The following is a 19,078-nucleotide window of genomic DNA, read 5'->3' as shown; positions in this document are numbered from 1 at the left end:
TTTTCACATGAGCCCTGCGTCAGGTTCTCAGAGAGCGTGCAGCCCCGCCACACCTGCGAGAATGGCCAGAACTGCCAGCACGAGGAAGACGATGAAGAACAGCTTGGCGATCCCTGCCGTCGCCGCGGAAATGCCCGAGAAACCGAAAACACCGGCAATGATGGAAATGATGAAGAAAACAATCGCATAATGCAGCATGACGCAGGCTCCTCGCCCAAGAGTTTGTGGTCATGTCGTAACGTGAGGCGACTGAGGAAGTTTAATTTCCTCGAAAAAGACGTTTCCCCAACAAAATACCGACAGAAAAAGAGACCAGAAGCCAGAGCAGAGGCTGATCCACCATCAGATCACTGACAAGGGCCTCTGTTTCTCTTGCCGCACAGGATATTTTTTTTCCTGCAGCGTTCTTCCAGGCACAGCCACTGGCATTGTCCTGCAGCAGCCCTACCCCGGGCTCCAGATAGTGTTCCAGATCGGCTTCCATAGGTCTTCTCCTTGACATCACAGTTCCCCAACGCAGAAAGGGGCAACCCGATGCCGGACTGCCCCTTTCTTTTACAGTGTCAGGGCGATGACGGGATGCCCTGAATCAGTGACCCACGGCCGGAGTGCTCTCGCCCCGTGCCGCAGCTTCTTCGCTGTAGCGACGTGCTTCCGGCGAGATGGTCAGAGCCATCGTCATGCCGGCAGATGCGAGATAGATCACGGCAAACGTCCAGATCACATACTGCATGCCCGGCCCGAACACAGCCTCACAGCCTGCCACAACCGCGGGCCCAACCCAGGTGGATGCCCCTGCACCCAGACCCAGAATGGACAGGGCAGCCGCTTTCTCGCGCGGACAGATCTGCGGCATCAGGCCGGACAACGGAACGAAAGCCGCCACGGTCGCGCCATAGAAGATGCCTGCGGCCGCCACGGCCCAGAAGTTTCCGGGGAACCACAGCGGCACGTAGTAGAACAATGGAATGGCGATAAAGCCACCGATACCACCGAACACGGCCACAACGAAGCGGTGCCCAAGGCTATCAGCCACCATACCAGAGACGAGATTGAACAGGATGTTACTCAGGAAGATGAGCGACAGCAGGTTCAGCCACTGGCCAAGGGAAAATCCGAGATGGTCCACGAAGAACGCCGGCATAATGGCGAGAAAGGCGTATTCCGAAGATGTGTCGATCACGCGGACGATACCCGCGATCAGCGTCTTTGGTTCACGCCACATGATGCTCATGGAACCAAAGAAGATGTCCTTGGTGGGCACATGGTCGGGAAGAAGACGCTTTTTACCGGTCGGCTCATGCGTGAACAGCAGGGCGACGAGGCCACCGATGATGACGAGTCCAAGCGAACACCAGAAGGTGCGAAGCTCGCCGATCTCCGGGATGGCAAAGCGTGCAAACTGCGACCCCAGCGTCGGCAGTCCTGCCGAAAAGGAGAACCAGAACCAGCCAGCAGCGGAGCCCAGCATAGCCGTAGGCGTCGCGGCAGCGATCCAGACCAGGAAGCCGTACGCAAAGAGCGGATAGGCAAAACCGCGAAGCGTATAGAACAGCAGGATCATCGGTCCACTGTTGGGCCCAAGCCCAAGGGACAGGAAGCCCACTTCAAGAATGGTCCACAGAATGAGACCAAGCCACATGACTTTCTTGGGCCCCATGAGATCCGACAGCGGCCCGGAGAACCAGGCGGCAATCATCACGGTGATGCCGTAGAAAGTGAACATTTCATTCACGAAACCCTGTGTATGGCCGTGATGAAGCATGTAGGTATCGAGATACCCCGCCTCCACACCATCGCCGACCATGAACAGGAGCTGTCCCACAAACGCCCAGAACAGGGCTCTGGGTATCCCGAGGGTTTCCGCAAGCCCATGTTTCGGGGGGGAAGATTCGGACATTATAACGCTCTCCAAACGCTGGACGCATCACGAACACATCCCGACCTCATTGCCGGGATACATATTCGATGCGTCGTGGCAGGCCCTACGAGAGTGCTCGGACCTGTTTCTCAGAATTGTGCAGACCCAACGCGAAGAACGGCGGAACGTTCTTCAAAAGGGTAGGAACCGCTCTCCGGGAGAGAGCGGACATTCATGCTGTCTCCAGATGGAGGCAGGAAAGATTCTGCAAAGAGTGGCGACTGCATATCACACAACATCGTGGCAAAGAAACCACGAATCAAAAAAGGCCGGAGCATTCCTGCCCCGGCCTTTTCCGTATCACTGAAAAACAGGAGCCTCAGGCGGCTTCCTGCTCCTCGGCAGCATTCTGCTTCGGTCCGCTGTCCTGGCCCTTGGCAGAGGTATCGCGATCGATCAGCTCGATCACGGCCATATCGGCATTGTCGCCATAACGGACGCCTGCCTTCAGCACGCGGGAGTAGCCACCGGCACGTCCCTTGTAGCGCTCGGCAACAGCCGAGAACAGCTTCGTTACGACGGCATCGTCACGCAGCTGAGCGAATGCCTGACGACGGGCGTGCAGGTCGCCGCGCTTGCCGAGCGTGATCAGCTTTTCGACCACCGGGCGAAGTTCCTTCGCCTTCGGCAGCGTCGTCGTGATCTGCTCGTGCTTGATGAGAGCCACGGCCATGTTGCGGAACATGGCAGCGCGGTGAGAAGAGGTGACGTTGAGCTTACGCCCGCTCACACCATGACGCATTGCTAGTTTTCCTTACCTTGAAAGTTCTCAGAACGTCTCGTCGAGACGCTTGGCCAGATCCTCGATGTTCTCGGGCGGCCAGGCCGGGACGCTCATGCCGAGCGACAGCCCCATACCGGTGAGAACTTCCTTGATCTCGTTGAGCGACTTGCGCCCGAAATTGGGCGTACGGAGCATTTCCTGTTCGGACTTCTGCACCAGATCGCCGATATAAACAATGTTGTCGTTCTTGAGACAGTTGGCGCTACGCACCGACAGCTCAAGCTCGTCAACCTTGCGGAGAAGATTGCGGTTGAACGGCAGGTCGTCCTGCGGCTCTTCATGCTGGACCGGACGCGGTTCATCAAAGTTGATGAACAGCTGCAGTTGATCCTGAAGAATCCGGGCTGCGAGAGCCAGGCTGTCTTCGGGCGTCACCGCACCATTGGTCTCGACCGTCAGCAGGAGCTTGTCATAGTCAGTGACCTGACCGACACGCGTCTGCTCGATCTTGTAGGACACGCGGCGAACCGGCGAGTAGATCGCATCGATGGGAATCAGGCCAATCGGGGCATCTTCCGGGCGGTTTGCTGCTGCTGCAACATAGCCCTTGCCCATATTGACGGTGAATTCCATGCCGAGCTTCACGCCGTCATCGAGCGTGCAGATCACGAGATCGGGATTCATGATCTCGATGTCATGCCCCGCCTGGATCTGGCCAGCCGTCACTTCACCCGGGCCCGTGGCCGTCAGGATCATGCGCTTGGGGCCTTCACCATGCATGCGCAGAGCAAGCTGCTTGACGTTCAGGACGATGTCCGTGACGTCTTCGCGAACACCCGGCACGGCGGAGAACTCGTGCAGCACGCCATCGATCTGGATGGCGGTCACAGCAGCGCCCTGCAGCGACGACAGGAGAATGCGACGCAGTGCGTTACCGAGCGTCATGCCGAAGCCGCGTTCCAGAGGCTCGGCCACGACAGTGGCGATGCGCGAGGCAACCGGTCCGGGCTCGACTTCAAGCTTCTCCGGCTTGATGAGGGACTGCCAGTTTTTCTGGAGAACCAAGGTCGTGGCCTTTCAAACAACGAAGCACGCCAAGGGAAATTGGCGGCACCTGGGCCCGCACCGAAGGTGCGGCAAAAGATGCAATCACTTACAGATGCTGCGTATCGCGCACGATACGCAGCAAAGCATCACTCAGACGCGACGACGCTTCCGGGGACGGCAGCCATTGTGCGGCACTGGCGTCATGTCGCGGATGGACGTAATGTTGAACCCTACGGCCTGAAGGGCACGGAGAGCGCTTTCACGCCCCGAACCCGGACCGGAGACCTCGATCTCAAGCGTTTCCATGCCATGCTCGCGTGCTTTGCGGCCGGCATCTTCTGCAGCGACCTGAGCAGCATACGGCGTGGACTTACGGGAGCCTTTGAAGCCCTGCGCACCCGACGACGACCAGGCAATCGCGTTGCCCTGTGCGTCAGAAATGGTGATCATGGTGTTGTTGAACGTGGAAAGCACGTGAGCAACACCGGAAATGATATTCTTGCGTTCCTTTTTACGGATACGCGGAGCAGCGGCCTTGGCCATGAGAGAGGTCGTCCTAAAAGTTTAACGAAAAACGTCGATGAAGATGTCAGGCGCGGATTAGCGCGTGACCTTCTTCTTGCCGGCAATCGCCACAGCCTTGCCCTTGCGGGTACGGGCATTCGTGTGCGTGCGCTGACCGCGGACCGGCAGGCCACGACGGTGACGAAGGCCACGGTAGCAACCGAGGTCCATCAGACGCTTGATGTTCATTGCGGTCTCACGGCGAAGGTCGCCTTCAACACGCAGTTCGGAATCGATCAGCTCGCGGATCTTCACGATTTCATCGTCAGACAGCTCGTTGACGCGCTTGGCATCGGGGATCTCGAGCTTGTTGCAGATGGACTGCGCCGTCGACGGGCCAATGCCGTAGACATAACGCAGGGCAATGACGACCCGCTTGTTGGTCGGAATGTTTACGCCGGCAATACGTGCCACGCCTGTTACTCCCATTGGCACGGCTCAGGGCCGTACCAGACTGTTACGTGCCCGGCCGTGGCCAGGTCGATTATCTCGCAGCCGGACCTGTCACCTGCCGATTCCGGCAGGCGCATACACGCCCTGACTGCACCTGTGTCGAGGGCGCGCAATATACTGCCCACCCTACCTGAGTCAAATGATAGAGATCACTTTTCCGTGATTCGATCAGAAAACTCAGTGTTCCTTCGCTTTCGCGACGATAGCGTCGATCTCTTTGCCAACGCTTTCAACGTCCTTCATGCCATCGACATGAAGCAGACGACCCGCCTTCTCATAATAGGGAAGGATGGGAGCGGTCTGCTTGCGATAGACGTCCAGACGCGCGCGAACAACATCGGGATTGTCATCCGGACGACGCGTTCCGTCTTCACTCCGACGACTGGCGATCCGCTCGACGAGTTGCTCCTCGTCAACGTCCAGAAGAATGACCGCATCAATTGTCAGGCTGCGCTGCGACAGCATGGCGTCGAGAGCCTCAGCCTGACTTTCCGTGCGCGGAAAGCCATCAAGAATGAAGCCACGCTCACAGTCTGGCTGTGCAATCCGGCTCTGGATCATGGCAACGATGATCGGGTCAGGAACGAACTGTCCCTTCTCCATGATCGCCTTGGCTTCGTTGCCAATAGCGGAACCCGCAGCAACTTCCGCGCGCAACATGTCGCCCGTGGAAATCTGCTTGAAACCATAAAGGGCTTCAAGCCGCTTGGCCTGGGTTCCCTTGCCTGCTCCCGGAGGCCCAAGAAGAATGATGTTCATCGACGTTTCATGCCTCCCTGTACGCCGCCACGGGAGCCGCGACTACGCTGCTTGCGGATCAGTCCCGAATACTGGTGAGCAACCAGATGCGACTGGATCTGCGTCACGGTGTCGATCGTCACGGACACGATAATGATCAGGCTCGTACCACCAAAATAGAACGGCACGTTATATTTGCTGATCAGGATCTGCGGCAGCAGGCAGACCACAACAAGATACAGCGCACCAATTGCTGTCAAACGGGACAGGATCTTGTCAAAATACGTTGCCGTACTCGCACCCGGACGGATACCCGGGATAAAGCCCCCCTGCTTACGCAGGTTTTCCGCTGTTTCCTCGGGATTGAACGTGATCGCCGCATAGAAATAAGAAAAGAAAAGGATCATTGCTGCATAGAACAGCATGTAGAGCGGCTGCCCCTGACCCAACTGCTGCCCCAGAACCGAAAGCCATCCCGGCATCGAATGTCCGTTCATGAAGCCGGAAATGGTGACCGGAATCAGAAGAACGGACGAGGCGAAAATCGGCGGGATGACACCAGCCGTATTGACCTTCAACGGCATATGGGTGGAGTCACCGCCAAAAATGCGGTTTCCGACCTGACGCTTGGGATACTGGATCACAACGCGGCGCTGCGCCTGTTCCATGAAGACGATGAAGCCAATGACCGCAATCGCCAGGACAAGGAAGATCACCACGAAAATGGGCGAAAGAGCCCCTGTCCGCCCTAGTTCAAAAAGACTGGCTAGAGCATGCGGCAGGTTCGCCACGATACCGGCGAAAATAATCAGCGAAATCCCGTTACCCACGCCGCGGGACGTGATCTGCTCTCCAAGCCACATCAGGAACATCGTGCCCCCGACGAGGGTCACGACGCAGGATGCGATGAAGAACATCCCGGGGGCCACCACAGCACTCGCACCATGAGCCGTCATGTTCTCAAGCCCGACAGCGATGCCATAGGCCTGAAAAAGAGCAATGAAGACCGTAAGATAGCGTGTGTACTGGTTGAGCTTCTTACGACCCGCCTCACCTTCCTTCTTCATGGCTTCCATGGACGGAAGCGCCGTGGAAAGAAGCTGGATGATGATCGAGGCACTGATATACGGCATGATGTTCAGCGCGAACACGGTCATACGCCCGAGCGCACCACCCGTGAACATGTCGAACATCCCCAGGATACCACCCTGATGCTGGGCAAGAAGCTGCCCCATCACGGTCGCATCCACACCGGGAACCGGAATATACGTGCCAAGCCGATAGACGATCAGCGCACCGAGCGTGAACCAGATGCGCTTCTTGAGTTCGGTCGCCTTGGAAAACGAACTCATATTGAGATTGGCGGCGAGCTGCTCTGCTGCGGAAGCCATCCACCTGTCCTTTCATGAAAACAGCGTCGCCGCACAAAAGCACGGGACGCTGTTCACTATCTAACCCTATCCTGAGCAAAACCCAGGAAAGAAATCTCAGGCCTCAGCCTGAGCTTCCTTCTTGGCTTCGAGTACCTTCACGGTACCACCGGCCTTCTCAACAGCAGCCAGAGCTGCAGCAGAGGCACCGGCAACTTCGATGGTCACGCCATGCGAAAGTTCACCATGGGCAAGAAGACGGACACCGGCCAGCTTGCTACCGTTGACGAGACCAGCCTTGCGCAGGGCCTCCTCATTAACGGTTGCAGCCTTGTCCAGCTTTCCGCTTTCGATCGCCTTGGAGATCGCGCCGAGGTTCACCGGAGCATATTCCTTGCGGAAGATGTTCACGAAGCCACGCTTCGGCATACGACGGTACAGCGGAAGCTGACCACCCTCGAAGCCGTTGAGGGACACGCCCTCACGAGCCTTCTGACCTTTGACGCCACGACCCGACGTCTTGCCCTTACCGGACCCGATGCCACGTCCAAGACGCTTCTTGCGATAACGAGAACCCTCGTTGTCACGCAGTTCGTTGAGGTTCATTTCAACCCTCCACCTTGATGAGGTGGGCAACCTTGCGGATCATTCCACGCACGGCCGGAGTATCCTCCAGCGTACGCGTGGAACCAATTCCACGCAGACCAAGACCCGTGATGGTCTCGGCCTGGCCCGGTTTACGACCGATGACCGAAGCGATCTGCGTAACCTGAACAGTCTTGCCGTTCTCAGCCATTTGTCACCTCCGCTTCCGTCTGGCTCTGCTCGCGCTTGCCAAACAGTTCAGCGGCCTTTTTGCCGCGACGGGAAGCAACATGACGCGGGCTGCTGGCCTTTTCGAGCGCAGCGAACGTCGCCTTGATCATGTTGTGCGGGTTACGCGTTCCGAGGCTCTTGGCCACAACGTCGTTGACGCCGAGGCTCTCGAACACTGCACGCATCGGACCACCGGCGATGATACCCGTACCGGCTTCAGCCGCACGGACAACAACCTTGCCAGCACCGTAGTGACCGAACGTGTCGTGATGAAGGGTACGACCTTCCTTCATCGGTACGCGGATCATCGTGCGCTTGGCGCGCTCGGTTGCCTTGCGGATTGCCTCGGGAACTTCACGGGCCTTGCCCGCACCGTAACCAACACGACCCTTCTGATCGCCAACAACCACCAGGGCAGCAAACGCAAAACGGCGACCACCCTTCACGACCTTGGCGACACGGTTGATGGTTACGAGCTTGTCGACCAGATCATCGCCCTGCTCGCGCTCACGACCACCACGGCCGCCTTCTCTTGGCTCACGTGCCATGTGTGATCCTCCTTAGAACGAGAGTCCGCCCTCACGGGCAGCCTCTGCCAGGGCTTTGACCCGGCCATGATACAGATAAGAGCCGCGGTCGAACACGACGGTCTTGACACCAGCTGCAACACCGCGCTCGGCAATCAGCTTGCCGATAACCGTAGCCGCAGAGACATCGGCGCCGGTCTTGCCAGCGTCACGCAGCGTCTTTTCCAGCGTAGAAGCGCTGGCAAGTGTGCGACCCTGTGCGTCGTCGATGATCTGGGCATGAATGTGCTTGCTGGAACGGAAGACCGACAAACGCGGCCGGCCGCCGCTCTTGCGACGAAGCTGGAAACGCAGCCGCTGACGGCGGCGTTCCTGCAATCCTTGCTGCGATGCCATTACTTCTTCTTACCTTCCTTACGACGCAGAACCTCGGTGTCGTACCGAACACCCTTGCCCTTGTAAGGCTCAGGCTTGCGGAAGCTGCGAATATCGAGCGCAACCTGACCAACACGCTGCTTGTCGTTACCTTCAACGACAATCGCGGTCGGACGCGGAGTGGTGATTTTGATGCCTTCCGGAATCGGATAGACAACATCATGCGAGAAGCCGAGGTTCATCACCAGGTTGGAGCCCTGAACAGCAGCACGGAAACCCGTACCCTGAATTTCAAGCCCTTTGGTGAAACCGTCCGACACACCCTTGACCGTATTGGCGATCAGAGCGCGGGTGGTTCCCCACATGGTCCAGTTTTCCCGGGAGCGACGACCAACAGGGGCAACGGAAACATTGCTGCCTTCGATCTTGACTTCCACATGGCGGGACACCGGAACGCTCAGTTCACCCAGCTTGCCCTTGGCCTTAAACACGCCATCAGCAACGGAGACCTGCACGCCAGTCGGAACTTCGACGGGATATTTACCTACGCGAGACATGCGATCCTCCTTAGAAGACGCGGCAGAGGACCTCGCCGCCAACGTTGGCAGCGCGAGCCTCGACGTCCGACAGGACGCCACGCGGGGTGGACAGGATCGACACACCAAGGCCGGCATAAACGCGCGGAAGTTCCTTGATCTTCGAGTAGACGCGACGGCCGGGCTTGGAAACGCGATGGATTTCCTTGATGACCGGCTGGCCTTCTACATACTTCAGCTCGATGCGGAGCTGTGCAACACCCTTGCGGAGCTCTTCTGCAGCAAAGCCACGGATGTAGCCTTCACGTTTCAGCGCTTCCAGAACGCTTGCGCGCAGCTTGGATGCAGGCGCAACGCAGACAGCATGACGGGCACGCTGCGCATTGCGGATCCGGGTCAGCATATCGCCCAGTGGATCAGACAAAGACATTCGATCTACCCTTTACCAGCTCGACTTGACCATGCCAGGAATCTGGCCGGCGGAGGCAAGATCGCGCAGAGCAATACGGCTCAGTTCGAACTTGCGATAGTTGGCACGGGGGCGACCAGAAAGCTTGCAACGCAGACGGACGCGTGTTGCGGATCCATTGCGCGGCATCTGGGCCAGCTTAAGGGTCGCATCAAAGCGGTCTTCAACCGACAGTGTACGATCCTTGATGATGTTCTTGAGAGCGGTCCGCTTTTCCTTGTCGCGCTTCACCAGGGCAGCGCGATGGTTATTACGGTTTACCGCTGAGACCTTCGCCATCTCGAATTTTCTCCCGGAACCTGTCAGGCCTATCCCGACGGTTTTCCAATCAGCGTGTCTATAAAGGAAAGCGGCCTTCCAATGGAAGGCCGAATCCTGATTTTAACCGTGATCGGTCTGAAAAATTATTGATCAGCCGTTGAACGGCAGATCAAAGGCCTTCAGCAGAGCCTTTGCTTCAGCATCAGACTTGGCGCTGGTCACGAAAATGATGTCCATGCCGCGGACGGCATCGATCTTGTCATACTCGATCTCAGGAAACACGATCTGTTCCTTGATGCCCATGGCGAAGTTGCCATGTCCATCAAAGCCTTTGTTTGCCGGCAGTCCACGGAAATCGCGGATACGCGGCATAGCGATCGTCACCAGACGGTCAAGAAACTCATACATACGGGCACGACGAAGCGTAACCTTGCAGCCGATGGGCAGACCTTCACGGATCTTGAAGCCGGCAATAGCCTTGCGAGCAAGGGTCTTGACGGGCTTCTGACCGGAAATAACGGTCATTTCTGCAACAGCGGCATCCAGCTTCTTCTGGTCGCCGGCAGCTTCACCAACGCCCATATTAAGCACGATCTTCTCGAGCTTGGGAACCTGGAGTTCGTTGGCGTAACCGAACTGCTCACGCAGCTGCTTCTTCAGAACGTCTTCGTAGCGCTGGTGCAGACGCGGCAAAGCGTTTTTGTATTCGCTCATTGTTGCGTTCCTCAGCCTTCGATCACTTCGCCGGTTGCCTTGGCAACACGAACCTTGCGACCGTCTTCCAGAATACGGAAGCCAACACGCGTCGGCTTGCCGCTCTTCGGATCAACCAGCTTCAGGTTGGAGAGGTGGATCGGCATTTCGCGCTCGATGATCCCACCTTCACCGCCTGCGCGGTTGGGCTTCGTGTGACGCTTGGCAATTGCCACGCCACGCACAACAGCCTTCTCGGCCTTCGGCATCACGGCGAGAACTTCGCCACGAACGCCACGGGACTTACCGGAGAGGACCAGAACCTGGTCACCCTTCTTGATACGAGCAGCCATTACAGCACCTCCGGAGCCAGCGAGATGATCTTCATAAACTTGCGCGCACGCAGTTCACGAACCACCGGGCCAAAGATACGCGTACCAATCGGCTCCTGCTGCTTGTTCAGCAGAACGGCAGCATTCTTGTCGAAGCGGATGGCGGAGCCATCTGCACGACGAACCGGGTAGGAGGTGCGAACGATAACGGCCTGATGGACGTCACCCTTCTTCACCTTGCCGCGGGGAATTGCTTCCTTGACGGACACGACAATGACGTCGCCGACCGAGGCAGTCTTCCGCTTGGAACCGCCCAGCACCTTGATGCACTGCACCCGACGTGCGCCGGAGTTGTCGGCGACGTCCAGGTTGGTCTCGGGATGAATCATGTGCCTACCCCCTTAAGCGCTGACGGAAGAGGAGGCAGAAGCCAGGTCCTCTCCGTTGCGCGACACGACAGACCACGTCTTGCGCTTGGAGATCGGTGCGCATTCTTCAATGCGGACCAGGTCACCAGTCTGGCAGACGTTTTCCTCGTCATGAGCCGCATACTTCTTGGAGCGGCGAATAAACTTCTTGTAGAGCGGGTGCATGATGCGACGATCGACAAGAACGGTAACCGTCTTGTCCATCTTGTCGCTCGTGACCCTACCCGTCAGGACGCGCCTTGGCATCGTCCGTCTCCTCTCAGGACTTAGCGGCGGACGTTTTGGCGCCCGCACGGTTCTTCGATGTATGAGCCAGTGTCTTGATACGTGCAACTGCACGGCGCACGACCTTGACGCGGCTTGTATTCTCCGACTGCCCGGTGGCAGCCGAAAAACGGTGGTTGATCTGTTCGCGCTTGAGATCGAGCAGAAGAGCGTTCAGCTCATCCTCACTCTTCGCGCGCAGATCGGCAGGCTTGTACGTGTCGGCCATTACGCGTCTCCGATACGCTGAACGAACTTGGTCTTGATCGGAAGCTTTGCAGCACCCAGACTCAGGGCCAGCTTGGCAACCTCAGGCGGAACGCCTTCGATCTCGAACAGGATACGACCCGGCTTGACACGTGCGGCCCAGTATTCGGGGTTACCCTTACCGGAGCCCATACGCACTTCTGCAGGCTTTGTCGAGACCGGAGTATCCGGAAAGATACGAATCCATACACGACCGGCACGCTTCATGGCACGTGTGATCGCACGACGGGAGGCTTCGATCTGGCGAGCGGTAATCCGCTCCGGCTCCAGCGCCTTCAGGCCGAAGGCACCGAAGTTGAGCTGGGTTCCGCTTTTCGCCAGACCGTGAATGCGGCCCTTGTGGGCCTTACGAAACTTTGTCCGCTTCGGGGAAAGCATGTTGTTAAATCCTCAAATCAGCACCAGCAATGGAACTGTGAGCTTTCGCTCACAGTCTTAGCGCTGGGGAGCCTGCTCCGCAGCACGACGATCCTGTGCCAGCGGGTCATGAGCCAGGATCTCACCCTTGAAGATCCATACCTTCACACCGCAGGTACCATACGTTGTCTTGGCGGTTGCCGTACCGTAATCGATGTCGGCGCGAAGCGTATGCAGGGGAACGCGTCCCTCACGATACTTCTCGGCACGAGCGATTTCAGCACCACCCAGACGACCACCGCAGGTGATCCGGATGCCCTGGGCACCAAGACGCATTGCAGACTGAATTGCGCGCTTCATGGCACGACGGAAAGCAACACGACGTTCCAGCTGCTGAGCGATGTTCTCGGCAACGAGGGTCGCATCGATTTCCGGCTTGCGGATCTCGACGATATTCAGCGCTACGTCGGTCTTCGCCATACGGCTCAGTTCCTTGCGGAGCGCGTCGATGTCCTGGCCTTTCTTGCCGATCACGACGCCCGGACGGGCGGCGTAGATCGTCACGCGGGGCTTCTTTGCCGGACGCTCGATAACAACGCGGGACACGCCTGCGCCGGACAGCTTGCGACGCAGGAATGCACGAAGCTTCAGGTCTTCATGCAGCAGACGTGCGTAGTCTTGACCGGCGTACCAGCGGCTGTCCCAGGTACGGTTGACGCCGAGCCGAAGCCCGATCGGATTGACCTTGTGTCCCATGGATCAGGCTGCCTTCTGCTCTTTGTTGGTTCCGCGAGACGGCTTCGTCTCTTCCGGTGCTTCTGCACGCTCGGCAACAACAATCTTCAGGTGGCTGAAGAACTTCTCGACGCGAGCGGAACGGCCACGGCCACGAGCGTGGAAACGCTTCATGACAATGGACTTGCCCACTTCTGCCGTCTTGACCACCAGCTGATCGACATCGAGCTGGTGGTTGTTCTCAGCATTGGCCACGGCGCTCTCAAGTGTCTTCTTGACCTGCTGCGCGATACGACGACGCGAGAAAGTCAGAGCGGCGATAGCCTTGTCAGCTGGCTGGTTGCGGATCATTGCCGCGACCAGGTTCAGCTTGCGCGGGCTGACGCGGATGTTGCGGGCAACTGCCTGCGCTTCCGTGTCAGCGAGCGTGCGGATGTGCTTCGGCTTGCTCATTTTCAGCCCCGCTTCGACTTCTTGTCAGAGCCATGACCGGTATAGGTCCGCGTCGGCGAGAACTCACCGAACTTGTGACCGACCATGTTCTCCGTGACCTGCACAGGCAGGAACTTGTGACCATTATAGACGCCGAACGTAAGTCCAACGAACTGCGGAAGGATCGTCGAACGACGCGACCAGATCTTGATCACTTCATTACGACCCGAAGCGCGGGATGCTTCAGCCTTACCGAACAGATACCCGTCAACGAACGGGCCCTTCCAGACGGAACGTGCCATCTCTGTTTGCCCCCTCTTACTTGCCGGACTTACGGCGACGGATGATCAGGCTATCCGTCTTTTTGTTAACACGCGTCTTGTAACCCTTGGTCGGAACACCCCACGGCGTAACCGGATGACGGCCACCAGAGGTCCGGCCTTCACCACCACCATGCGGATGGTCAACCGGGTTCATGACAACGCCACGGTTATGCGGACGACGTCCGAGCCAGCGGGAACGGCCAGCCTTGCCCATGTGCTGGTTCATGTTGTCCGGGTTGGACACGGCACCAACGGTTGCCATGCATTCACCGCGAACAAGACGCAGTTCACCGGACTGCAGCTTGACCTGTGCGTAGCCGGCATCCTTGCCGACCAGTTGGGCATACGTACCAGCAGAACGGGCCAGCTTGCCACCAGCGCCCTGCTTCAGCTCGATGTTGTGCACGATCGTTCCAACCGGCATTGCACCCAGCGGCATGGCATTGCCAGGCTTGACGTCCGTGTGGGCGCCAGAGATGACGCGATCGCCAACCTTCACACGCTGCGGAGCAAGGATGTAGGCGAGCTCGCCATCTTCATACTTGATTAGCGCGATGAATGCCGTGCGGTTCGGATCGTATTCGAGACGCTCGACCGTTGCGGCCACATCGAACTTGCGACGCTTGAAGTCGACATAACGATAGGACTGCTTGTGCCCGCCGCCACGGAAGCGAACCGTGGTACGACCGTGATTGTTACGGCCGCCCGACTTGTTCTTGCCTTCCGTCAGCTGCTTGACCGGCTTGCCCTTGAAAAGCTCGCTGCGGTCAATCAGCACGGTGCCGCGTGTGCTCGGCGTCGTGGGATTAAAGTGCTTGAGTGCCATGGTATCCTACCCCGCGTCAGCCCAGCTTGGCTGTAAGGTCAATGGACTGACCTTCAGCAAGCTGTACATACGCCTTCTTGATGTCCGAGCGACGGCCGGGACGACCCTTGACGCGCTTGACCTTGCCCTTCTGGACCAGCGTGTTCACGCCAGTAACCTTCACGTTGAAGAGCTTCTCAACCGCAGCCTTGATCTGAGGCTTCGTCGCACCGGGAGCGACCTTGAACACCACCTGGTTACGCTCGGAAAGCAGCGTAGCCTTTTCGGTGATCAGCGGTGCACGGATCACGTCGTACAGGGCTTCCTGCGACATGTTCTGTGCCGTCTTGTGTGCGTTCATGACGGTATTGGTGGTCATGCCAGACGCTCCTTAAGACCCTCAAGACCGGCGCGGGTGATGACCAGCACGTCGTGGTTGAGGATGTCGTAGACGTTTGCACCAATGGTCGGCAGAACGTCGATCTTCGGCAGATTGGCGATCGCACGAGCGAACTGCTCGTCAACGGCGCCATCAACGATCAGCGCGGACGTCCAGCCCAGAGCCTTGATCTTCGCTGCGGCTTCACGGGTCTTGGTGACACCGTTGGCTGCGTCGAGAACGATCAGCTTGCCCTCGGCAGCCTTCTGCGACAGGGCGCAGATCAGACCGAGACGACGAACCTTCTTGGGAAGGTCATAGCCGTGGTCGCGAACGACCGGACCATGGACAACGCCACCCGTACGGAACTGCGGCGCGCGCAGGGAGCCCTGACGGGCAGAACCGGTGCCCTTCTGGCGATAAGGCTTCTTGGTCGTACCAGAAACTTCACCCATGCCCTTCGTCCGGTGCGTACCGGCACGGCGCTTTGCGAGCTGCCAGTGCACGACACGTGCCATGATGTCAGAGCGCGGAGTGACCGCGAAAATCTCTTCCGGAAGCGCGACAGAGCCTGCGCTACCATTATCGAGGGTCTTGATATCGTATTCCATGCCCCTCGTCCTCAACCGGCGGCCGCCACTGTTGCTGCCGGATACGGCGCATCAGCATGGCGAGCCTTCTTGATTGCATCGCGAATCAGCACAAGGCCGTTCTTCGCACCAGGAATTGCACCCCTGACCATGATCAGGTTGCGCTCTTCATCCACGGCAGCGATCTCAAGGTTCAGCGTGGTAACACGCTCGTCACCCATGTGACCTGCCATCTTCTTTCCCTTGAAGACCTTGCCAGGATCCTGGCGCTGGCCCGTAGAACCATGGGAACGGTGGCTGATGGAGACGCCGTGGGACGCTTCGAGACCTGCGAAGTTATGACGCTTCATAACACCCGCAAAACCCTTGCCCTTGCTCTGGCCCGTGACGTCAACTTTCTGCCCCACAACGAAGTGAGCAGCGGACAGCTTTGTTCCAGCTTCCAGCAGGGCGTCTTCGGAGACGCGGAACTCTGCTAGATGCTTCTTTGGCTCGACCTTGGTCCGGGCAAAATGACCACGGTTCGCCTTGGTGACATTCTTCACCTTGGCATTACCAAGTCCGAGCTGAATGGCGGTGTAGCCATCGCGCTCGTTCGTGCGGGCATCCACAACCTCGACATTGTCAAGGTGAAGGACCGTCACAGGCACATGCGTGCCATCTTCCTTAAACAGCCGGGTCATTCCCAGCTTCTTTGCAATCAATCCGGTTCGCATCGTCTGGACCTTAGAGTTTGATCTCGACGTCCACGCCAGCGGCGAGGTCGAGCTTCATGAGGGCGTCCACGGTCTGCGGGGTCGGCTCGACGATGTCGAGCAGCCGGCGATGAGTCCGAATTTCGAACTGTTCGCGGCTTTTCTTATCCACGTGTGGCGAGCGGTTCACCGTGAACCGTTCGATATGCGTCGGCAGCGGGATCGGACCCCGAACCCGCGCACCCGTACGCTTCGCCGTGTTTACGATCTCCTTGGTGCTGTTGTCCAGCACGCGATGATCGTACGCCTTAAGGCGAATGCGGATGTTCTGGTTGTCCATGTTCTTGTTCGTCCAACTCAACAATTCGGGTGTCGTCCTACTGCCATTGCCCCTGAAAGGGAACCCCGGTCAGAAAAAATCTGACCGGGGCTGTCAAAGCCAACAGCTAAACGCAGGACTTAGGCGGTGATGGAAGAAACCACACCGGCACCCACGGTACGGCCACCTTCGCGGATAGCGAAGCGCAGGCCTTCGTCCATGGCGATCGGAGCGATCAGCTCCACATCCATGGCAACGTTGTCACCCGGCATGACCATTTCCGTGCCTTCCGGCAGCGTCACGACGCCCGTGACGTCGGTCGTACGGAAATAGAACTGCGGGCGGTAGTTCGTGAAGAACGGCGTGTGACGGCCACCCTCTTCCTTCGTGAGGATATAAGCCTCAGCCTTGAAGTTCTTGTGCGGCGTGATGGAGCCGGGCTTTGCCAGAACCTGGCCACGCTCGACGTCTTCACGCTTCGTGCCACGAACCAGCGCACCGATGTTATCACCGGCTTCACCACGATCGAGCAGCTTGCGGAACATCTCAACGCCCGTAACGGTCGTCTTGATGGTGTCCTTCAGGCCGACGATTTCAACTTCGTCACCGACGTTGACCACACCGCGCTCGACACGACCCGTGACAACCGTACCACGACCCGAGATCGAGAACACGTCTTCAATCGGCATCAGGAACGGACGATCAACCGGACGCTCCGGCTGCGGGATATAGGCATCGACAGCGGTCATCAGTTCGAGAACGCGGTCTTCACCGATGGCCGGATCACCGTCCTCGAGGGTAACCAGAGCGGAACCCTTGATGATGGGGATATCGTCGCCCGGGAACTGGTAGGAAGACAGAAGTTCGCGAACTTCCATTTCCACGAGTTCGAGCAGCTCCGGATCATCAACCTGATCAACCTTGTTCAGGAACACGACCAGTGCCGGCACGCCGACCTGACGGGCAAGCAGGATGTGCTCGCGGGTCTGCGGCATCGGACCGTCAGCAGCGGACACGACGAGGATCGCGCCGTCCATCTGAGCTGCACCCGTGATCATGTTCTTCACGTAGTCAGCATGGCCCGGGCAGTCGACGTGAGCATAGTGACGGTCAGCCGTCTCGTACTCAACGTGAGCCGTGGAAATGGTGATGCCACGAGCGCGCTCTTCCGGAGCCTTGTCGATCTGGTCGTACGCGCTGTAGGTGGCGCCGCCGGTCTTTGCCAGCGTCTTGGTGATTGCAGCAGTCAGCGAGGTCTTGCCGTGATCGACGTGACCGATGGTGCCGATGTTGCAGTGCGGCTTCGTCCGCTCGAATTTAGCCTTTGCCATCGTCTTTCTCCAAAACCCCGCTCCACCTGGAACGGGAGTAAGACTGAAAGTTCAAACCAGTCAGTGCCAAATCCGAAGATCGTGGCACCGCTGGAAGCCCTTTAACCGGTTCTGATTACCAGCGATAGTGGCTGAATGCCTTGTTGGCTTCAGCCATGCGGTGCGTGTCTTCGCGCTTCTTGACAGCGGAGCCACGGTTGTTGACTGCATCCATCAGTTCGTTGGACAGACGCTCCTGCATCGTGTTCTCGCCACGCTTGCGGGAGGCATCGATCAGCCAGCGGATCGCGAGAGCCTGACGGCGCTCGGCGCGGACTTCAACCGGAACCTGATAGGTTGCGCCACCGACGCGACGCGAGCGGACTTCAACCGCAGGCTTCACGTTGTCCAGAGCCGAGTGGAACATGGCCACCGGATCTGCAGTCGTGCCGCCGCGGCGGCGCATGACTTCGAGGGCACCGTAAACGATGCCTTCGGCAGTGGATTTCTTACCATCATACATCAGCGCATTCATGAAGCGCGTAATGACGACGTCTCCGAACTTCGGATCGGGAAGGATCTCGCGCTTTACAGCGCGGTGACGGCGACTCATTCCAAATACCTCTTACTTCGGACGCTTCGCGCCGTACAGCGAACGACGCTGACGACGCTTGGCGAGACCCTGTGTATCAAGCACACCGCGTAGGATGTGATAACGGACGCCAGGAAGATCCTTCACGCGGCCACCACGGATAAGAACAACACTGTGCTCCTGAAGGTTGTGACCTTCACCCGGAATGTAGCTCACGACCTCATACCCGTTGGTCAGACGCACCTTGGCGACCTTACGCAGAGCGGAGTTCGGCTTCTTCGGCGTTACGGTATACACACGCGTGCAAACGCCGCGCTTCTGCGGGCAGCCCTGCAGTGCGGGGACCTTGTTCCGCTTTGCGGCCGGCTCACGGCCGTTCGCGATCAACTGGTTGATGGTCGGCATGCGCCCTTCCCAATCCTTGTCCTATTTCAGACAGCAACATTGCTGTTTCTGTCGTGACATTTGTTCCAACCGACATGCGGTCGGACCGCCTGCCATTTCCACATCGTGAAAAGGAAACAGCCTGAACTGTTCCCTTCTCTCTCCAGCGTGCGGCCTTGGCATTTTCCCTTGTGAGAGAATAGCGGCACCGCATGCGATTCTTTAAACTTCGTCGGCTTTTTCAGCCTTCCGGGAAGGCAGTAGCCGAGGGCGCGGAACCTACGAAGGGTTCGACGCCAAGTCAAGTGGTTCAGCCGAAATGGCCCGATTCTGCAAAGAAACTTTCCGGAATCGGGCGGACAGAATCCCCGC

At 58.2% G+C, this 19,078-nt stretch carries 33 protein-coding genes; all 33 read right to left on the bottom strand.

The genetic code is table 11. The features are described 5' to 3' along the window. Positions 1-27 precede the first annotated feature (27 nt). Complete coding sequence (locus ABF859_RS03130; RefSeq protein ID WP_011251938.1) at positions 28-198, bottom strand: DUF1328 domain-containing protein; 171 nt, start codon at positions 196-198, stop codon at positions 28-30. A gap of 61 nt (positions 199-259) precedes the next feature. Beyond that, a complete protein-coding gene (locus tag ABF859_RS03125) occupies positions 260-484 on the bottom strand; it encodes a hypothetical protein (protein ID WP_415526020.1) in 225 nt (74 codons plus the stop codon). Between the two features lie 105 nt (positions 485-589). After that, positions 590-1,900, bottom strand: a complete 1,311-nt coding sequence (locus ABF859_RS03120) for an MFS transporter (RefSeq protein ID WP_415526018.1) — start codon at positions 1,898-1,900, stop codon at positions 590-592. A 340-nt stretch (positions 1,901-2,240) separates the two neighbouring features. Further along, complete coding sequence (gene rplQ / locus ABF859_RS03115) at positions 2,241-2,663, bottom strand: 50S ribosomal protein L17 (RefSeq protein WP_415526017.1); 423 nt, start codon at positions 2,661-2,663, stop codon at positions 2,241-2,243. A 27-nt stretch (positions 2,664-2,690) separates the two neighbouring features. Further along, a complete protein-coding gene (locus tag ABF859_RS03110; protein WP_011251942.1) occupies positions 2,691-3,710 on the bottom strand; it encodes a DNA-directed RNA polymerase subunit alpha in 1,020 nt (339 codons plus the stop codon). Positions 3,711-3,842: 132 nt separating this feature from the next. Next, positions 3,843-4,235 carry a 30S ribosomal protein S11 gene (gene rpsK / locus ABF859_RS03105; RefSeq protein WP_011251943.1) on the bottom strand — a complete coding sequence of 131 codons (393 nt, stop codon included), beginning with the start codon at positions 4,233-4,235 and terminating at the stop codon, positions 3,843-3,845. 57 nt (positions 4,236-4,292) lie between these two features. Then, positions 4,293-4,670, bottom strand: coding sequence for a 30S ribosomal protein S13 (rpsM, locus tag ABF859_RS03100; protein WP_011251944.1), 378 nt, complete (start codon positions 4,668-4,670; stop codon positions 4,293-4,295). A 216-nt stretch (positions 4,671-4,886) separates the two neighbouring features. Next, a complete protein-coding gene (locus ABF859_RS03095) occupies positions 4,887-5,468 on the bottom strand; it encodes an adenylate kinase (RefSeq protein ID WP_415526012.1) in 582 nt (193 codons plus the stop codon). Continuing rightward, a complete protein-coding gene (gene secY / locus ABF859_RS03090) occupies positions 5,465-6,838 on the bottom strand; it encodes a preprotein translocase subunit SecY (RefSeq protein WP_415526010.1) in 1,374 nt (457 codons plus the stop codon). The genes ABF859_RS03095 and secY overlap by 4 nt, the downstream gene beginning before the upstream one ends. A gap of 96 nt (positions 6,839-6,934) precedes the next feature. Then, positions 6,935-7,423 carry a 50S ribosomal protein L15 gene (gene rplO / locus ABF859_RS03085; RefSeq protein WP_415526008.1) on the bottom strand — a complete coding sequence of 163 codons (489 nt, stop codon included), beginning with the start codon at positions 7,421-7,423 and terminating at the stop codon, positions 6,935-6,937. Position 7,424: 1 nt separating this feature from the next. Beyond that, positions 7,425-7,613, bottom strand: coding sequence for a 50S ribosomal protein L30 (rpmD, locus tag ABF859_RS03080; RefSeq protein ID WP_011251948.1), 189 nt, complete (start codon positions 7,611-7,613; stop codon positions 7,425-7,427). Further along, positions 7,606-8,181 carry a 30S ribosomal protein S5 gene (gene rpsE / locus ABF859_RS03075; protein WP_062509655.1) on the bottom strand — a complete coding sequence of 192 codons (576 nt, stop codon included), beginning with the start codon at positions 8,179-8,181 and terminating at the stop codon, positions 7,606-7,608. The genes rpmD and rpsE overlap by 8 nt, the downstream gene beginning before the upstream one ends. A 12-nt stretch (positions 8,182-8,193) precedes the next feature. Beyond that, entirely contained in the window at positions 8,194-8,556 is a 363-nt protein-coding gene (gene rplR / locus ABF859_RS03070) for a 50S ribosomal protein L18 (RefSeq protein ID WP_011251950.1), read from the bottom strand. Beyond that, positions 8,556-9,092, bottom strand: a complete 537-nt coding sequence (gene rplF / locus ABF859_RS03065; RefSeq protein ID WP_062509657.1) for a 50S ribosomal protein L6 — start codon at positions 9,090-9,092, stop codon at positions 8,556-8,558. Before rplF ends, rplR begins: the two co-directional genes overlap by 1 nt. Positions 9,093-9,102: 10 nt before the next feature. Beyond that, positions 9,103-9,501, bottom strand: a complete 399-nt coding sequence (rpsH, locus tag ABF859_RS03060) for a 30S ribosomal protein S8 (RefSeq protein ID WP_011251952.1) — start codon at positions 9,499-9,501, stop codon at positions 9,103-9,105. A gap of 12 nt (positions 9,502-9,513) precedes the next feature. Beyond that, positions 9,514-9,819, bottom strand: coding sequence for a 30S ribosomal protein S14 (gene rpsN, locus ABF859_RS03055; RefSeq protein WP_011251953.1), 306 nt, complete (start codon positions 9,817-9,819; stop codon positions 9,514-9,516). 132 nt (positions 9,820-9,951) lie between these two features. Then, positions 9,952-10,515 carry a 50S ribosomal protein L5 gene (rplE, locus tag ABF859_RS03050; protein WP_011251954.1) on the bottom strand — a complete coding sequence of 188 codons (564 nt, stop codon included), beginning with the start codon at positions 10,513-10,515 and terminating at the stop codon, positions 9,952-9,954. An 11-nt stretch (positions 10,516-10,526) separates the two neighbouring features. Beyond that, a complete protein-coding gene (rplX, locus tag ABF859_RS03045) occupies positions 10,527-10,847 on the bottom strand; it encodes a 50S ribosomal protein L24 (protein ID WP_146859703.1) in 321 nt (106 codons plus the stop codon). Then, positions 10,847-11,215 carry a 50S ribosomal protein L14 gene (gene rplN / locus ABF859_RS03040; RefSeq protein WP_011251956.1) on the bottom strand — a complete coding sequence of 123 codons (369 nt, stop codon included), beginning with the start codon at positions 11,213-11,215 and terminating at the stop codon, positions 10,847-10,849. Before rplN ends, rplX begins: the two co-directional genes overlap by 1 nt. A 12-nt stretch (positions 11,216-11,227) precedes the next feature. Next, positions 11,228-11,500: a 30S ribosomal protein S17 gene (rpsQ, locus tag ABF859_RS03035; protein ID WP_024717239.1), complete on the bottom strand. Its 273-nt coding sequence runs from the start codon at positions 11,498-11,500 to the stop codon at positions 11,228-11,230. Positions 11,501-11,513: 13 nt separating this feature from the next. Continuing rightward, positions 11,514-11,747: a 50S ribosomal protein L29 gene (gene rpmC / locus ABF859_RS03030; protein WP_062029304.1), complete on the bottom strand. Its 234-nt coding sequence runs from the start codon at positions 11,745-11,747 to the stop codon at positions 11,514-11,516. Then, a complete protein-coding gene (gene rplP, locus ABF859_RS03025) occupies positions 11,747-12,163 on the bottom strand; it encodes a 50S ribosomal protein L16 (protein WP_011251959.1) in 417 nt (138 codons plus the stop codon). Before rplP ends, rpmC begins: the two co-directional genes overlap by 1 nt. Before the next feature lie 57 nt (positions 12,164-12,220). Then, the gene (rpsC, locus tag ABF859_RS03020; protein ID WP_011251960.1) at positions 12,221-12,898 is read right to left on the bottom strand and encodes a 30S ribosomal protein S3; all 678 of its coding nucleotides are present in this window, start codon (positions 12,896-12,898) and stop codon (positions 12,221-12,223) included. A 3-nt stretch (positions 12,899-12,901) separates the two neighbouring features. Next, complete coding sequence (rplV, locus tag ABF859_RS03015) at positions 12,902-13,330, bottom strand: 50S ribosomal protein L22 (protein WP_011251961.1); 429 nt, start codon at positions 13,328-13,330, stop codon at positions 12,902-12,904. A gap of 2 nt (positions 13,331-13,332) precedes the next feature. After that, positions 13,333-13,611, bottom strand: a complete 279-nt coding sequence (gene rpsS / locus ABF859_RS03010) for a 30S ribosomal protein S19 (protein ID WP_011251962.1) — start codon at positions 13,609-13,611, stop codon at positions 13,333-13,335. A gap of 16 nt (positions 13,612-13,627) precedes the next feature. Next, positions 13,628-14,458, bottom strand: coding sequence for a 50S ribosomal protein L2 (gene rplB / locus ABF859_RS03005; RefSeq protein ID WP_011251963.1), 831 nt, complete (start codon positions 14,456-14,458; stop codon positions 13,628-13,630). A gap of 16 nt (positions 14,459-14,474) precedes the next feature. Continuing rightward, positions 14,475-14,771: a 50S ribosomal protein L23 gene (locus ABF859_RS03000; RefSeq protein ID WP_415526189.1), complete on the bottom strand. Its 297-nt coding sequence runs from the start codon at positions 14,769-14,771 to the stop codon at positions 14,475-14,477. 41 nt (positions 14,772-14,812) lie between these two features. Beyond that, a complete protein-coding gene (gene rplD, locus ABF859_RS02995; protein ID WP_415526004.1) occupies positions 14,813-15,427 on the bottom strand; it encodes a 50S ribosomal protein L4 in 615 nt (204 codons plus the stop codon). Positions 15,428-15,438: 11 nt separating this feature from the next. Beyond that, positions 15,439-16,122 carry a 50S ribosomal protein L3 gene (rplC, locus tag ABF859_RS02990; protein WP_041110841.1) on the bottom strand — a complete coding sequence of 228 codons (684 nt, stop codon included), beginning with the start codon at positions 16,120-16,122 and terminating at the stop codon, positions 15,439-15,441. Positions 16,123-16,132: 10 nt separating this feature from the next. Further along, positions 16,133-16,441, bottom strand: coding sequence for a 30S ribosomal protein S10 (gene rpsJ, locus ABF859_RS02985; RefSeq protein WP_007282720.1), 309 nt, complete (start codon positions 16,439-16,441; stop codon positions 16,133-16,135). 119 nt (positions 16,442-16,560) lie between these two features. Continuing rightward, positions 16,561-17,751: an elongation factor Tu gene (gene tuf / locus ABF859_RS02980; RefSeq protein WP_415526002.1), complete on the bottom strand. Its 1,191-nt coding sequence runs from the start codon at positions 17,749-17,751 to the stop codon at positions 16,561-16,563. Positions 17,752-17,866: 115 nt separating this feature from the next. Beyond that, positions 17,867-18,343, bottom strand: a complete 477-nt coding sequence (gene rpsG, locus ABF859_RS02975) for a 30S ribosomal protein S7 (RefSeq protein ID WP_011251968.1) — start codon at positions 18,341-18,343, stop codon at positions 17,867-17,869. A 12-nt stretch (positions 18,344-18,355) separates the two neighbouring features. Further along, positions 18,356-18,727, bottom strand: coding sequence for a 30S ribosomal protein S12 (gene rpsL / locus ABF859_RS02970; RefSeq protein WP_011251969.1), 372 nt, complete (start codon positions 18,725-18,727; stop codon positions 18,356-18,358). Positions 18,728-19,078: the final 351 nt, after the last annotated feature.

Origin of the sequence: Gluconobacter sp. (assembly GCF_047722525.1) — a bacterium.
In the GTDB taxonomy this organism is placed as follows: Bacteria; Pseudomonadota; Alphaproteobacteria; order Acetobacterales; family Acetobacteraceae; genus Gluconobacter.
Note: the sequence above shows the minus strand (reverse complement) of the source record. Positions and strands in the feature narration are given on the sequence as shown.